The sequence below is a fragment of the Nonomuraea sp. NPDC004186 genome (genome assembly GCF_053603495.1).
Genome location: NZ_JBSGFQ010000007.1, coordinates 216,580 through 230,463, shown reverse-complemented (window position 1 = coordinate 230,463; position 13,884 = coordinate 216,580). Strand labels below are relative to the sequence as shown.

Sequence of the window (13,884 nt, the reverse complement as noted above, 5' to 3'; positions counted from 1 at the left end):
GCGGGGCCCGAGCCCCGGCCGGCCCCGCTGCCCCCCCCGGCACCCCCCGCCCGCGCCCCCGCCCCCGTGCCGGTAGAAGCGCACGTTCCTGGAGGACGGCGTACGAGCCGGACAGATCGGACGGCAGTAGATGCGCGTCGTCGTCACCGCCGTGTAGAACCGCCCGTCGAACCGGGCGTCCCTGGCCGAGACGGCCCGGTAGCAGGAGTCGAAGTCGAGCTGGAGTGGTGACATGCCTCCGACACTAGGCGCTCTCCGAAGACGCTGACTGGCGGAAATCGGACGTGAGCGTCGAACGGCAGGTCAGCAGGCCGAGCCGGGTGACCTGCGGAAATCGGACACCCGGCGCACGGCTACTTCGACGAGATGCCCACTCCCAGGTCGAACTCCCGGTAAACCCGGGCCCAGAAGCCGTCACGCAGCCACACCCGGGCCTCCGGGTAGGGCCGCAGCGAGTGGCCGAGCTCCTTCTCCGCCTCGATCAGCAGCTCGGTGTCGATCACGGTCGGCAGGATGGGCCCCGGCAGCAGGTCGCGGATGTTGTCGCGGCCACGGGTGAGGATCCACTTCTGTGCCACGTGCTCGCCCACGTCCTCCACGCGCGGGCGGCTCGGCCCGAGCTTGGCCACCTGGCCCGGCTTGGCGTGCGGCTTGACCGGCGTGCGCCCGGCGAAGACCTGGGCGGGCGACGGGGCCACGGCCGGCGGAGTGACCGGTACGGGCTGGGGAGCACGGCTGAAAAAGGGCCTCAGGAAATCAGCGGAGATCACTTCCACGGTGTCGGACTCCCACACCAGGCGCTCGGCCTGGTTGGTGCCGTACGGCGGCTCGACGCCCCACAGGTGGATCCGCACTCCGTACGCCTGCGCCGCCTCGACCGCCGGAACCATGTCCTCATCGCCTGCCAGCAGGATGGTGTCGGTCACGGCATGATGCCGGGCCAGCGCCTCCAGATCGCTCCTGATCTGCGCGTCCACGCCTTTCTGCTGGCCACGGGCGTTCAGGTTGCCAAGCCGCACCTTGACCCACGGGAGCTGGGCGATGACCCGCTGGTCGACGGTGGGCACACGGTCACGGGCGGCGTCATACCAATAGATCCGCAGAAGTTCGCCGGAAGTACGTTCCTCTGCATGTTTCTGTAGACTCTGGATGAGTTCATCGGCGGCCACCCGATATTCCTTGCGTTCCTTCGCACCGAGCAGCACTTCACCCGCCGCCGCGTACAGATAACCGACATCCACCAGGACGGCGTACTTGGCTGCCACAGGATGCGGCATGAGGTCTGGGATGGCCATGTCGTCCTCCAGGCCGCGGTGTTAGTTGATCGGCTGACTATATACGCCTACTTTCTCTAGATAGTCCCAACTCCCGGGGAACTTGACACCCGATTCTCAGGATCTATCTAGGGTAGAGCGCTCATCCGCCATGCCGACTTCCCTGGGACGACAGGCTTACGCATACCTCTGGCTGGGTTTCGCCACCTTTGCCGACGCGGCTCCGGAGACTCCTCGGGTTCGGCGTGCGAGCTCTGCCGCGCGACGAGTACGGCCACCAACGCCGCGATCTCCTCGGGCGTGGCGTCCCCCCGGACAATTCGCAGCTCTGGCGTCATAGCGGGATGTTCCCATGCTTCTTCGGCGGGAGCGTCGCCCGCTTGTTCCTGAGGGCCCGCAGCGCCCTGACGACCTGAACCCGGGTCTCGGACGGCCGGATCACCGCGTCCACATAGCCGCGCTCGGCCGCGATGTACGGATTGGCCAGCGTGTCCTCGTACTCGGTGACGAGCCGGGCGCGCTCGGCCTCGGGGTCGTCGGAGGCGGCGAGTTCGCGCCGGTAGAGGATGTTGACCGCGCCCTGTGCTCCCATGACCGCGATCTGGGCCGTCGGCCAGGCCAGATTGACGTCCGCGCCGAGGTGCTTGGAGCCCATGACGTCGTACGCGCCGCCGTACGCCTTGCGCGTGATCACCGTGATCAGCGGCACGGTGGCCTCGGCGTAGGCGTAGAGGAGCTTGGCGCCCCGCCGGATGATTCCGTTCCATTCCTGATCGGTTCCTGGGAGGAATCCCGGCACATCCACAAATGTCAGTATCGGAATATTAAAGGCATCACATGTTCGAATAAATCGGGCGGCCTTCTCCGATGCGTTGATATCCAGACATCCCGCGAAATGCATGGGCTGGTTGGCCACGACCCCGACCGGCTGGCCGTCCACCCGGCCGTACCCGACCACGATGTTCGGCGCGAACAGCGCGTGGACCTCCAGGAACTCCCCGTCGTCCAGCACGTGCTCGATGACCCGGTGCATGTCGTACGGCTGGTTGGCCGAGTCGGGGATCAGCCCGTCGAGCTCCGGATCGGGCTCCAGGTCGGTGGCGGGCTCGAAGGCGGGGGCCTCGTCCAGGTTGTTCGACGGCAGGTACGACAGCAGCGCCTTGACGTACTCCAGCGCGTCGTCCTCGTCGGTGGCCTGGTAGTGGGCCACGCCCGACTTCGTGTTGTGCGTGTGCGCCCCGCCGAGCTCCTCGAACGTGACCTCCTCGCCCGTCACCGTCTTGATGACGTCGGGCCCGGTGATGAACATCTGGGACGTCTGATCCACCATCACCACGAAGTCGGTCAGCGCGGGGGAGTAGACGTGCCCGCCGGCCGCGGCGCCCATGATGAGCGAGATCTGCGGGATCACGCCGGACGCGTGCACGTTGCGCTTGAAGATCTCCGCGTAGAGGCCGAGCGCGACCACGCCTTCCTGGATGCGCGCGCCGCCGCCCTCGTTGATGCCGATGATCGGGCACCCGGTCTTGATCGCCAGGTCGAGCACCTTGACGATCTTCTCGCCGTACACCTCGCCGAGCGAGCCGCCGAACACCGTCACGTCCTGCGAGAACACGCACACCTGCCGGCCGTCGACCGTGCCGTGCCCGGTGATGACGCCGTCGCCGTACGGCCGCCGCCTCTCCAGCCCGAACATCGTCGACCGGTGCCTGGCGAACTCGTCGAACTCCACGAACGAGCCCTCGTCCAGCAGCGCGAGCACCCGCTCCCTGGCGGTCATCTTGCCCTTGGCGTGCTGCTTGTCCACGGCCTCCGCGGAGCCCGCGTGCGCGGCCTCGTCGAGCCGCCGCTCCAGGTCGGCGATCTTCCCGGCGGTGGTGTGAATGTCCGGCCTGTCCGGCAGCTCCTCGGCAGCAGTGCTCATGCGCGCAAGGCTAGTCCTTCCTCCTAGAGTGGATCCATGACGGATGCGGTTCGCACGCACGGGCTGTTCAAGCGCTACGGGCCGCAGGTCGCGGTGGCGGGCGTCGATCTGGTGGTGCCGTCGGGGAGTTTCGCGGGCCTGGTCGGGCCCAACGGCGCGGGCAAGACCACCACGCTCAGCATGATCACCGGGCTGCTCCGGCCCGACGGCGGCACGGCCGAGGTCGACGGGTTCCACGTGTGGCGCGACCCCGTGGAGGTCAAGACGCGCATCGGGGTGCTGCCGGAGGGGTTGCGGCTGTTCGAGCGGCTGTCGGGCCGCGAGCTGCTCCTCTACAACGGGCGGCTGCGCGGCATCCCCAAGGCCGACGTCGAGCAGCGCGCGGGCGAGCTGCTGGCCGTGATGGACCTGACCGAGGCCGCCGACAAGCTCGTCGTCGACTACTCCACCGGCATGCGCAAGAAGATCGGCCTGGCCGCCGCGCTGCTGCACAACCCGTCCGTGCTCTTCCTGGACGAGCCGTTCGAGGGCGTCGACCCGGTCAGCGCCAACACGCTCACCGACGTGCTCCGGCGCTTCACGGCGTCCGGATCGACGGTGATCTTCTCCAGTCACGTGATGGACCTGGTCGAGCGGCTGTGCGACTGGGTGTCGGTGATGAGCGCGGGCCACATCGTGGCGCAGGGCCCGCTGGCGGACGTACGCGGCGGGCGCAGCCTCAACCAGGCGTTCCTGGAGCTGGTCGGCGGATCGCGCGACAACGGCGAGGGCCTCACGTGGCTCGGCGCCAACCCCAGGTGACACCCGAGGAGTCCCGTTGACCACCGTGGCCCTGTTCGCGCAGCTCAAGCTCCGGCTGCTGGCCGGAAACCTGCGCGGAGACCTCCAGCGCAAGCTCGGCTTCGTCTTCACCCTGCTCATCGCCACCGGCCTGGCCGTGCTCGGTTTCTTCCTGATGAGCCTGCTCCGGCTGGCGCCCCACGACATCGCCGCCGACCTGGTGATCATCGCGTTCACGTCCTTCCTGATCGGCTGGATGATCGTGCCGCTGATGGCGTTCGGCCTGGACGACACGCTCGACCCGGCGAAGCTGTCGCTCCTGCCGCTGCGCACCGGGCAGCTCGCGGTCGGCATGTTCACCGCGTCCGTGACCGGGGTCTGGCCGCTGGCCATGCTGATCGTCACGGCCGGCGCGCTGGTGGGGGTGGCGACGGGCGTCGGCGGCGTGCTGCTCGGGGTGCCGGCCGTGCTGCTGCAGTTCGCGCTGTGCGTGGTGACGTCGCGGCTGATCACCACCTCGCTCTCCAGCGCGCTGCGCACCCGGCGGGGCCGTGACGTGCTGGCCGTGGCCGCGCTGCTGGTGGTGGTGCTCGCGCAGCTGCCCAACCTCGTGATGAACCGCGGCCTCGGCGACCCGGAGGGCATGCTGCGCCAGCTTGCGGGCGTGCTCAGGTGGACGCCGCCGGGCATGGCGGCGCACGCGATGGCCGACGGTGGCCTGGCCGGGCTGGCCGAGCTGGCGCTGGTGGCCGTGATCGTGGTGGTGCTGGGCCTGCTGTGGATCAAGGCGCTGGGCCGGGCCCTGGTGACGCCTGACGTCTCCACCCAGGCCGCGTCCGTGCGCAAGGAGAGCGGCCTGGTCGACAGGTTCCTGCCGGACGGGCCGCTGGCGGCCGTGGTGACGAAGGAGCTGAAGTACATCCGGCGGGAGCCCAGGTTCCGGGTCGGCTGGTTCAGCGCGGTCGTCGTCACCGCCGTGGTGGCGTTCTCACTGAGCAGGAGCACGGGCGGCACGGAGGGCAGTGCGATCGTCCCCACCTGCGTCGGCGCCCTGATGATCGCGCTGCAGTCGGGCAACGCGTTCGGCATCGACGGCCGCTCGCTGTGGATGAACGCCGTGGTGTTCGGCTCCGAGCGCGGGCTGGCCACCGACCTGGCCGGGCGCCACCTGGCCAACGCGCTGATCGCCGTGCCGCTGCTCACCGTGATCGCGGTGGCCACCGGCCTGTTCACCGGCCATCCCGGCATGATCGTCCCGGCGGCGCTGGTCGGGTGGGGCGCGCTCGGCGTCGGGCTCGGCGTCGGGTCGGTGACCAGCGTGGTGGTCCCGTACACCGTGCCCGAGCGGATGAACGCCTTCAGCGGCGCCGCGCCCGGGCAGGGGGGCCAGGCGTTCGCCTCCGCCATGGGGGCCACGCTCGGCATCGCGCTGCTGTCGCTGCCGTTCGTGGTGCCGCTGGCGTTCGGCTGGTTCTGGGTGTGCGCGGTGGCGCCGTTCTACGGGGTGCTGGTGGAGGCGCTCGGCAGGCGCCTGGCCGCCAGGATCGGATTCGCCCGGATGCCGGAGCTGCTGGGGGCCGTTTCCAAAGGTAGTTGAATGGTCTAGTCCAATGGGCGAGACCGGTCTACGGCTTCCCTGAGCGACTCGATACCCTTCGAAACATGATTGACCAGGGGCTCGAGCGTCGCAGCGCCGCCGTTACCGAGATGCCGGACGAGCTACGCCACGATGTGCGGCTGCTCGGCAAACTGCTCGGCCAGGTGCTCGCCGAACAGGGTGGCGAAGACCTGCTGGCCGACGTCGAACGGCTGCGCAAGGCAGTCATCGCAGCACGTAAGGGCGAGGTCTCGGCCGACGAGATCACCGCCATGGTCGCCGAATGGGAGATCGAGCGGGCCGTGGCGGTCGCCCGCGCGTTCACCTGCTATTTCCACCTGGCCAACCTGGCCGAGGAACACTACCGGATCCGCACACTACGCGAGCGGGACGCCGAGGGCAGGGTCCAGCGGGAGTCGCTGGCCCAGGCCGTACAGGAGCTGGGCCACGAGCGGGTCTCCGAGCTGCTGGAGGGCCTGGAGCTGCACCCGGTGCTGACCGCGCACCCCACCGAGGCACGCAGGCGCGCGGTCGTCACCGCCATCCAGCGCATCAGCGGCCAGCTCACCGAGTACAACACGCCCGGCCGCGGCGCCAGCGAGCGCGCCGAGAACAAGCGCCGCATGCTGGAGGAGATCGACCTCCTGTGGCGCACGGCCCAGCTCCGCTCGACCAAGCTCGACCCGCTCGACGAGGTGCGCACCGCGATGGCCGCCTTCGACGAGACGCTGTTCCGCATGGTGCCGCAGGTCTACCGCTCGCTGGACGCCGCGCTCGACGAGCGCACCGGCACGCGCCCGCCGCAGGCCAAGCCGTTCATCCGGTACGGCAGCTGGATCGGCGGCGACCGCGACGGCAACCCCAACGTCACGGCCAGGGTCACCCGCGAGACCATCCAGATCCAGTCCGAGCACGTGCTGACGGCCCTGGAGACCGCCTGCACGCGCATCGCCCGCACGCTGACCTCCTCCGTCCAGCTCGCCGCGCCCTCGCCCGCGCTCAAGTCGGCGCTGGCCGAGGCCGTGGACGCCTATCCCGACGTGGTCTCCGAGCTGGCCACCCGCTCGCCGCGCGAGCCGCACCGGCAGTGGCTGCTGTTCGTGGCCGCGCGCATCGCCGCGACCCGCCGCCGCGACCTCGACCTGGCCTACCGCGCGCCGGCCGAGCTGCTGGACGACCTGCGCGTGGCGCAGGAGTCGCTGGCCGCCTCGGCGCCGCGGCAGGCGTACGGGGAGCTGCAGCACCTCATCTGGCAGGTCGAGACGTTCGGCTTCCACCTGGCCGAGCTGGAGGTGCGCCAGCACTCCCAGGTGCACGCGGCCGCCCTGGAGGAGATCAGGGCCGGTGGCGAGCTGTCGGAGCGCACCGAGGAGGTGCTGGCCACGATCCGGGTGATCGCCTGGATCCAGGAGCGGTTCGGGGTCACGGCCTGCTCCCGCTACGTGGTCTCCTTCACCCGCTCGGCCGACGACATCGCGGCCGTCTACGAGCTGGCCAGGCACGCGCTCGGCGAGCGGGCGCCGGTGCTCGACGTCGTGCCGCTGTTCGAGTCGGGCCAGGACCTGGCCAACTCACCGGACGTGCTGACCGGGATGCTCGAGATCCCGGCGATGCGGGCGCGCCTGGAGACCAACGGGCGGCGCATGGAGATCATGCTGGGCTACTCCGACTCGGCCAAGGAGCTCGGCCCCGCGGCCGCCACGCTCCGGCTCTACGAGGCGCAGGAGGAGCTGACGGCCTGGGCGGCCAAGCACGACGTGAAGCTGCGGATGTTCCACGGCCGTGGCGGCGCGCTGGGCCGTGGTGGCGGCCCGGCCAACCGTGCGGTGCTGGCCCAGGCGCCGGGCTCGGTCGCCGGCCGGTTCAAGGTCACCGAGCAGGGTGAGGTCATCTTCGCCCGCTACGGCCACATCGCCATCGCCCGCCGCCACCTGGAGCAGGTGGCCAACGCCGTGCTGATGGCCTCCTCGCCCACGGTCGGCGCCCGTACGGCGGCCGCCGCCGAGCGCTTCCGGGGCCTGGCCGAGCAGGTGGCGACGGCGTCGGAGCAGGCGTACCGCGCGCTGACCGAGGCGCCGGGCTTCCCCGAATGGTTCGGCCTGGTCAGCCCGCTGGAGGAGATCGGCACGCTGCGCCTGGGCTCGCGCCCGGCGCGCCGCGGGCTCGGCGCGCCGCGCTCGCTCGACGACCTGCGGGCGATCCCGTGGGTGTTCGCCTGGGCGCAGACGCGGGTCAACCTGCCCGGCTGGTACGGCCTCGGCACCGGCCTGGCCTCGGTCGGCTCCCTGGAGGAGCTGCGGGCGGCGTACGCGGAGTGGCCGCTGTTCAACGCGATGCTGGACAACGCCGAGATGTCGCTGGCCAAGACCGACCGCTCGATCGCCAAGCGCTACCTGGCGCTGGGCGGCCGGGAGGACTTCGCCCAGCAGGTGCTGGAGGAGTACGACCGGACCCGCGACCTGGTGCTGCGGGTCACCGGCCACACGCGGCTGCTGGAGAACCGGAAGGTGCTCTCGCGCGCCGTCCAGCTCCGCGACCCGTACGTGGACGCGCTCTCCCACCTCCAGCTGCGGGCCCTGCGCGCGCTGCGCACCGGCAACCCGTCGGAGCAGGAGCGCGAACGCCTGTCCACGCTCCTGCTCCTGTCGGTCAACGGCGTCGCCGCGGGCCTGCAGAACACCGGCTGATCCGGCCGTCTAGCGGAGGCCCTCGAAGAAGGCGATGACGTCGGAGGTGAGGGCCTCCGTCGCGGTGTGCGCGGTGTAGTGGCCGTGCGCCGGGGCCGGCAGCGTCTTCCAGGAGACGATGTTGGCGTGGTCGCGCTCGGCGAAGCGGCGGATCGACGTGAAGTCGCCCTCGGCCATCGCCAGCGCGGTCGGCACGGTGGTGGGCTCCTTGGGCTGCTCCGCGCGGGCGTTCTCCCAGTACTGCCGGATGGCCGAGCCGGCGGTCCCGGTGAACCAGTAGATCGCGGCGCTGGTGAGCACGAAGTCGTCGTCCAGGTCCTCGTCGAAGAGCTGGACGAGCCAGCCCAGGAGCCCGGCGGGGGAGTCGGCGAGGGCGTGGGCGAGGGTCTGCGGCTGCTGCGAGTGCAGCACGTTGAAGGCGCCCTTCTCCTTCCAGAACCAGTCGAGCACGGCCAGCCCGGCCTGGTCCTCCTCGCTCAGCCCGGCGAACTCGGCCGGGTCGCCGGAGGGGAAGGAGAACAGCTGCGTGACGTGCACGCCCACGACGTGGTCGGGGTCGATCCTGCCGAGCTCGGGCGAGATCATCGAGCCGCCGTCGTTGCCGACCGCGCCGTAGCGGGTGTAGCCGAGGCGGGCCATCAGCTCGGCCCACGCCCTGGCGATGCGCTGGTTGTTCCAGCCCAGCTCGACGGTGGGGCCGGAGAAGCCGTAGCCGGGGACCGACGGGATGACCAGGTGGAAGTGGCGCGACAGGGGCTCGATGGCGTCGAGGTACTCGGCGACCGAGCCGGGCCAGCCGTGGGTGAGGATCAGCGCCAGGGCGTCGGGGTTGTCGTTGCGTACGTGGATGAAGTGGATGTTCTGGCCGTCGATCTCAGTGGTGAACTGCGGGTGGGCGTTGAGCCTGGCCTCCTGCGCGCGCCAGTCGAAGCCGTCCCGCCAGTAGCCGACCAGGCGCTTGACCCGCTCGACGCTGACGCCCTGGTCGACGCCGGGGATCTCGTGGGTGAAGCGGGTCAGGGCGAGGCGGGCCTGGAGGTCGTCGAGGTCGGCCTGGGAGATCTCGACGCGGAAGGGGCTGATGCTCATGGAAGGCTCCCGGAAAGTGCGGAACGGTTTGTTCTGTTCCAGAATAGCAGAACGGAATGATTCATTCCACTAGAATCCGCTCCGATCCCGCGTAGACGTTGCAGCGCTCTCCGCGCAGGAACCCCACGAGCGTGATGCCGAACTCCCTGGCCAGCTCCACCGCGAGCGACGACGGCGCCGAGACCGCGCACACCGCCGGGATCCCGGCGGCCAGGGCCTTCTGCATGATCTCGTAGCTGGTCCGCCCGCTGACCATGAGCACGTGCTCGGCCAGCGGCAGCCGCTCGTTCAGCCCCGCCCAGCCGACCAGCTTGTCCACCGCGTTGTGGCGGCCCACGTCCTCCCGCACCGCCACCAGCGTGCCCGTGGCCGAGAACAGCCCGGCCGCGTGCAGGCTGCCGGTCTTGCCGAACCCGCCCTGGGCGGCGCGCAACGCGTCCGGCAGCCCGTACAGGAGCTCGGGGGTGAGGTCGAGCCGGCCCCTGGGGACCGGCTTGCAGCGGTCGTGCAGCGCCTCCAGGCTGGCCGAGCCGCAGACGCCGCACGCGCTGGAGGTGAGGAAGTGGCGGTCCAGCGCGGGCAGGTCGGGGATGGGGCCGCGCAGGCGTACGGTCACCGTGTTGTAGCGGGCCTCGGGCGGGAGGTCCTCGTCGGTGCAGTACGCGATGGCGGCGATGTCGCCGGGACCGGCCAGGCCCTCGCCGTGGAGGAACCCGGCGGCCAGCTCGAAGTCGTGCCCGGGGGTGCGCATGGTGATGGCCATGGTCTTGCGCGTGCCGTCGGGCGCGGTGAGCCGGATCTCCAGCGGCTCCTCGGTGGCCAGGTAGTCGCGCCGCTCCCTGGTGGCGGAGCCGGACAGCTCCATGATCCTGATGCGCGTGGTGGGCCCGGGACGCGTGGTCACAGCGGCCGCACGGTGACGAGGGCGTTGTAGTCGGGGATCCGCGCGTCCGGGGAGCGGCGGGACTCGTCCAGCAGGACGTTGCCCTCCGGCCAGTGGATCTGCAGGTTGCCCGGCATGAGCGGGGCCCGCAGGATCTTGCCGCGGTAGGTGCGCTCGCCGGAGCGCAGCTCGACCGGGGCGCCGTCGGGCAGGCCCAGGCGGTCGGCGTCGTACTCGCTCATCAGCACGGCCTCGCGCATCGCGCCGTTGAAGCCGTCGCGGCGCTCGTGGACCATGCTGTTGAACTGCTTGCCGCGCCTGGTGGCCACCATGAAGGCGCCGTCGGGGCGCTTCAGCGCCGGAGGCCGGACATTGCTGAAGCGGCCCAGCCCGTCGGGGGTCTGGAAGCGGCCGTCGGCGAACAGGTGGCGGCCGCCGTACTGGACGTTGTCGCCGAACTTCCGCAGGTCGGCGATGCCTCGGTAGAAGGGGACGGCGCGCTCGATCTCGGCCCGGATCTGCGGAGTGCCAGTGAAGGCGATTTTTGACGAAATTTCGGGGTTTGTGCGGGCGGCCAGCTCCGTGAAGATCTTCCACTCCGGCCACGCCTCGCCGATGCGCGGCCCCTCGACCTCGGGGGAGAAGATGATCCGGCGCTCGGTGGAGGTCTCGGTCACGCCACCGACCATCTCGTAGCGGGTCTGCGCGGGCAGCAGCAGCACGTCGCCCTCGCCCGGGACCAGCATCTGCGACGACAGCACGATGTCGATGTGCACCCGCAGTCGCAGCCGCGACAGGGCCTCGCGGCAGTAGGCCGGGTCGGGCAGGACCTCCAGGAAGTTGCCGCCGCTCGACACCAGCGCGTCGAGCTCGCCGCGGTGGGCCGCGTCGATCATGTCGGTCGCGGTCAGACCGGGCGTGGTCGGGACCTCGAACCCCCACATCTCCGTAAATTTCGCGGCATTCTCTGGCGTGATCGGCAGCCCGCCGGGCAGGCCGGTCGCGTACGCGCCCATCTCGGCCCCGCCCTGCACGCCGCTGTGGCCCCGGATCGGCATCAGCCCGCACTTGTCGCGCCCGACGAAGCCCCTGGCCAGCGCCAGGTTCACGATCGAGCGGACGTTGTCCTCGCCGTAGCTGTGCTGCGTGATGCCCATCGACCACACCAGCACCGCCGACCGGGCCTCGCCCAGCAGCGTGGCCAGGTGGAGCATGTCGTCGCGGGAGGCCCCGGACAGCGCCTCCAGCTCCTCCCACGTCTGCCCCGCGAGCTCCCGGCGCAGCTCCTCGAAGCCCGTGGTCCGCTGGTCGACGAACTCCTTGTCCACCCAGTCGTTCTCGATCAGGTGCTTGAGCACGCCGTTGAGGAAGCCGATGTCGCCGCCCACGTTCACGCCGAAGAACTCGTCGGTGATCTTCGTGCCGAACACGGCGGACTCGGCGTTCGACGGCACCCAGTACTTGTCCATGCCGGGCTCGCGATAGGCGTTGACCATCGCGATCCGGGTGCCGGCCTTCTTGGCGTGGTAGAGGTATTTCATCGCGACCGGCTGGTTGTTCGACGGGTTGGAGCCGATGAAGACGATCAGGTCGGAGCCGATCCAGTCGGTGTACGAGCAGGTCGTGGCCGCCGCGCCGATGGTCTGCTTGAGCGCGACCGTGGAGGGCGAGTGGCAGATCCTGGCGGCGTTGTCGACGCTGTTGGTGCCGAGCGCGCGTACGGCCTTCTGGGCCGCGTAGTAGTTCTCGTTCGGCACGCCGCGGCTGGTCAGGTAGGCCCCGAAGCGCGCGTCCCGCAGGCCATCCGCGGCCACGCGCAGTGCCTCGTCCCAGGAGATCCGGGTGAATCCGGGATCGCCCGCGCGGCGCAGCATGGGGTACGGCAGCCGCCCCAGCTCGCGGAGCTCGGCGCTCTTCTTGCCGACGAGTCCAGAAATATCCCGCAAAAGTGTGGTGTCCAGGGCGGGCATCGTGTTCAGCGGCAGCAGCCGCAGCCTGATGTTGCACAGATGGATCTCGTCCATCGTCCAATCCCTCATGCCTTGGGTGCCCAGCGCGCACCCGTCACACGTGCCCTGGTTGAGTATCCGCCACGCGTAACCCCGGTTGCCCTTGACCGACCTGAACGCCTTCCACAGCTCCAGGTAGTTGTTCGGCTTGCGCAGCCCGATGCCGAACGGTCGCCAAGAGGCCCAGTTACGCGGATCCAGGAGCTTGCTCATCTCTCCATCTTCCTCCTGGCTGCAAAGATAGAGGGATGCCCGACTCGCGTTACTCCGACCTCGACCGCCCGCCTCTCTCCGAGGCGGCGCTCAACCGCGCGCTGGTCCGCCCCGGCTCCCTGTGGACCGGCATCACCGTCGTGGAGAGCACCGGCTCCACCAACGCCGACCTCGCCGAGGCCGCCCACGCCGGAGCCCCGGAGGGGACGGTGCTGGTGGCGGAGTCGCAGCTGGCGGGCCGCGGCCGGCTGGGCCGCACCTGGACGGCGCCGCCGCGCTCGGGCCTGACCTTCTCGATCCTCCTCAAACCGGACGTGCCGGCCACCGCGCAGGGCTGGCTGACGCTCCTGTACGGCGTCGCCGCCGCCTCCGCCCTGCGCCGCCTGGCCGAGGTGGACGTACGCGTCAAATGGCCCAACGACCTGCTGATCGGCGAGCGCAAGCTGGCCGGGATCCTGGCCGAGCGGGCGGAGAGCGGCGTCGTCATCGGCATGGGCCTGAACGTGTCGCTCAGGCCGGAGGAGCTGCCCGTCGAGACGGCCACGTCGCTGGGCATCGAGGAGGCGGCCTGCCTCGACCGCGACCCGCTGCTCAGGGTCGTGCTCCGGGAGGTCGAGAGCCACTACAGGGAGTGGACCGACGCGAAGGGCGACGCCGAGGCGTGCGGGCTGCGCCCGGCGTACCTGGCGGCCAGCGCCACGGTCGGGCGGCGGGTCAGGGTGGAGCTGCCGGGCCGGCAGGCGGTCACCGGGACGGCCACGGGGGTCGACCAGTTCGGGCACCTGCAGGTGGAGTCGGAGGGGGAGCGCTACACGCTGAGCGCGGGCGACGTGGTGCACGTCCGCCCGGCCGACTGACCTGATCCGCCGGGAGCGTAGCCGCCGCGGCGGCGATGGTGGCACGATTTGGCCATGACCCTTCCCGACCATCATCTGACGCAGGGTGAGCGGCGCATCCGGTCCTTCCATCCCCATTGGAAGCGACTCGTGCTCCCCTTCCTCGCGCTGGTTCTCGTCGTCGCGGCCGCGGGCGCGGCGATGTTCTTAATCCCCGGCGGCTGGGAGTACGCGTTCTACGCCAGGATCGCCGTCGTCGTCATCGGCCTCATCCTGCTGACGATCTGGTCGCTCGTCCCCTACCTGCGGTGGGTCAACACCGGCTACGTGCTCACCACCCACCGCTTCACGATCAGCACCGGCGTGCTCAACAAGTCGACCGACGAGATCCCGATCACCAAGGTCAACACGGTCAGCTCCGACCAGACGTTCTTCGAGCGCCTGCTCGGCTGCGGCACGCTGACCGTCGAGTCCGCGGGGGACCGGGGCGAGATCGTGCTGCGTGACATCCCCAAGATCCAGGACGTCCGCACCGACCTGTTCAGGCTCGTCGAGGACGCCTCCGACGGCGAGATCGACGGCCAGTGAACGC

Annotated in this window: 12 protein-coding genes; 5 read left to right on the top strand and 7 right to left on the bottom strand. The window is 70.3% G+C overall.

The window, feature by feature from the left end; translation table 11 throughout:
* From ACWEPL_RS08510 to ACWEPL_RS08495, 4 genes are all read right to left on the bottom strand, one after another.
* Positions 1-234: Ada metal-binding domain-containing protein (locus ACWEPL_RS08510; RefSeq protein ID WP_452435594.1), on the bottom strand; the 234-nt coding region annotated here is incomplete at its 3' end.
* A gap of 119 nt (positions 235-353) precedes the next feature.
* On the bottom strand, positions 354-1,295 hold the full coding sequence (locus tag ACWEPL_RS08505; protein WP_363962414.1) for an NYN domain-containing protein: 942 nt from the start codon (positions 1,293-1,295) through the stop codon (positions 354-356).
* Between the two features lie 107 nt (positions 1,296-1,402).
* Positions 1,403-1,612 (bottom strand): acyl-CoA carboxylase subunit epsilon, encoded by a 210-nt coding sequence (locus ACWEPL_RS08500; RefSeq protein WP_452435593.1) that lies wholly within the window; start codon positions 1,610-1,612, stop codon positions 1,403-1,405.
* Positions 1,609-3,198 carry an acyl-CoA carboxylase subunit beta gene (locus ACWEPL_RS08495; RefSeq protein ID WP_355190657.1) on the bottom strand — a complete coding sequence of 530 codons (1,590 nt, stop codon included), beginning with the start codon at positions 3,196-3,198 and terminating at the stop codon, positions 1,609-1,611. Before ACWEPL_RS08495 ends, ACWEPL_RS08500 begins: the two co-directional genes overlap by 4 nt.
* Positions 3,199-3,234: 36 nt before the next feature.
* Here ACWEPL_RS08495 and ACWEPL_RS08490 point away from each other — a divergent pair, with 36 nt between their 5' ends.
* The 3 genes from ACWEPL_RS08490 (at position 3,235) to ACWEPL_RS08480 (ending at position 8,262) form a co-directional block, all read left to right on the top strand.
* Positions 3,235-3,999, top strand: coding sequence for an ABC transporter ATP-binding protein (locus ACWEPL_RS08490; protein ID WP_350728324.1), 765 nt, complete (start codon positions 3,235-3,237; stop codon positions 3,997-3,999).
* A 25-nt stretch (positions 4,000-4,024) separates the two neighbouring features.
* Entirely contained in the window at positions 4,025-5,575 is a 1,551-nt protein-coding gene (locus ACWEPL_RS08485) for a hypothetical protein (RefSeq protein ID WP_452435595.1), read from the top strand.
* Between the two features lie 65 nt (positions 5,576-5,640).
* Positions 5,641-8,262 (top strand): phosphoenolpyruvate carboxylase, encoded by a 2,622-nt coding sequence (locus ACWEPL_RS08480; RefSeq protein WP_452435592.1) that lies wholly within the window; start codon positions 5,641-5,643, stop codon positions 8,260-8,262.
* Positions 8,263-8,271: 9 nt separating this feature from the next.
* On the opposite strand, the gene ACWEPL_RS08475 is transcribed toward ACWEPL_RS08480, so the two are convergent.
* The 3 genes from ACWEPL_RS08475 to ACWEPL_RS08465 form a co-directional block, all read right to left on the bottom strand.
* Entirely contained in the window at positions 8,272-9,351 is a 1,080-nt protein-coding gene (locus tag ACWEPL_RS08475) for an epoxide hydrolase family protein (RefSeq protein ID WP_452435591.1), read from the bottom strand.
* A 61-nt stretch (positions 9,352-9,412) separates the two neighbouring features.
* Positions 9,413-10,255 carry a formate dehydrogenase accessory sulfurtransferase FdhD gene (gene fdhD / locus ACWEPL_RS08470; RefSeq protein WP_452435590.1) on the bottom strand — a complete coding sequence of 281 codons (843 nt, stop codon included), beginning with the start codon at positions 10,253-10,255 and terminating at the stop codon, positions 9,413-9,415.
* Complete coding sequence (locus ACWEPL_RS08465; RefSeq protein WP_452435589.1) at positions 10,252-12,456, bottom strand: FdhF/YdeP family oxidoreductase; 2,205 nt, start codon at positions 12,454-12,456, stop codon at positions 10,252-10,254. Before ACWEPL_RS08465 ends, fdhD begins: the two co-directional genes overlap by 4 nt.
* 35 nt (positions 12,457-12,491) lie before the next feature.
* Here ACWEPL_RS08465 and ACWEPL_RS08460 point away from each other — a divergent pair, with 35 nt between their 5' ends.
* Together ACWEPL_RS08460 and ACWEPL_RS08455 are read left to right on the top strand one after the other, a co-directional pair.
* Positions 12,492-13,313 carry a biotin--[acetyl-CoA-carboxylase] ligase gene (locus tag ACWEPL_RS08460; protein WP_452435588.1) on the top strand — a complete coding sequence of 274 codons (822 nt, stop codon included), beginning with the start codon at positions 12,492-12,494 and terminating at the stop codon, positions 13,311-13,313.
* 54 nt (positions 13,314-13,367) lie between these two features.
* On the top strand, positions 13,368-13,880 hold the full coding sequence (locus ACWEPL_RS08455) for a PH domain-containing protein (RefSeq protein WP_397371223.1): 513 nt from the start codon (positions 13,368-13,370) through the stop codon (positions 13,878-13,880).
* Positions 13,881-13,884: the final 4 nt, after the last annotated feature.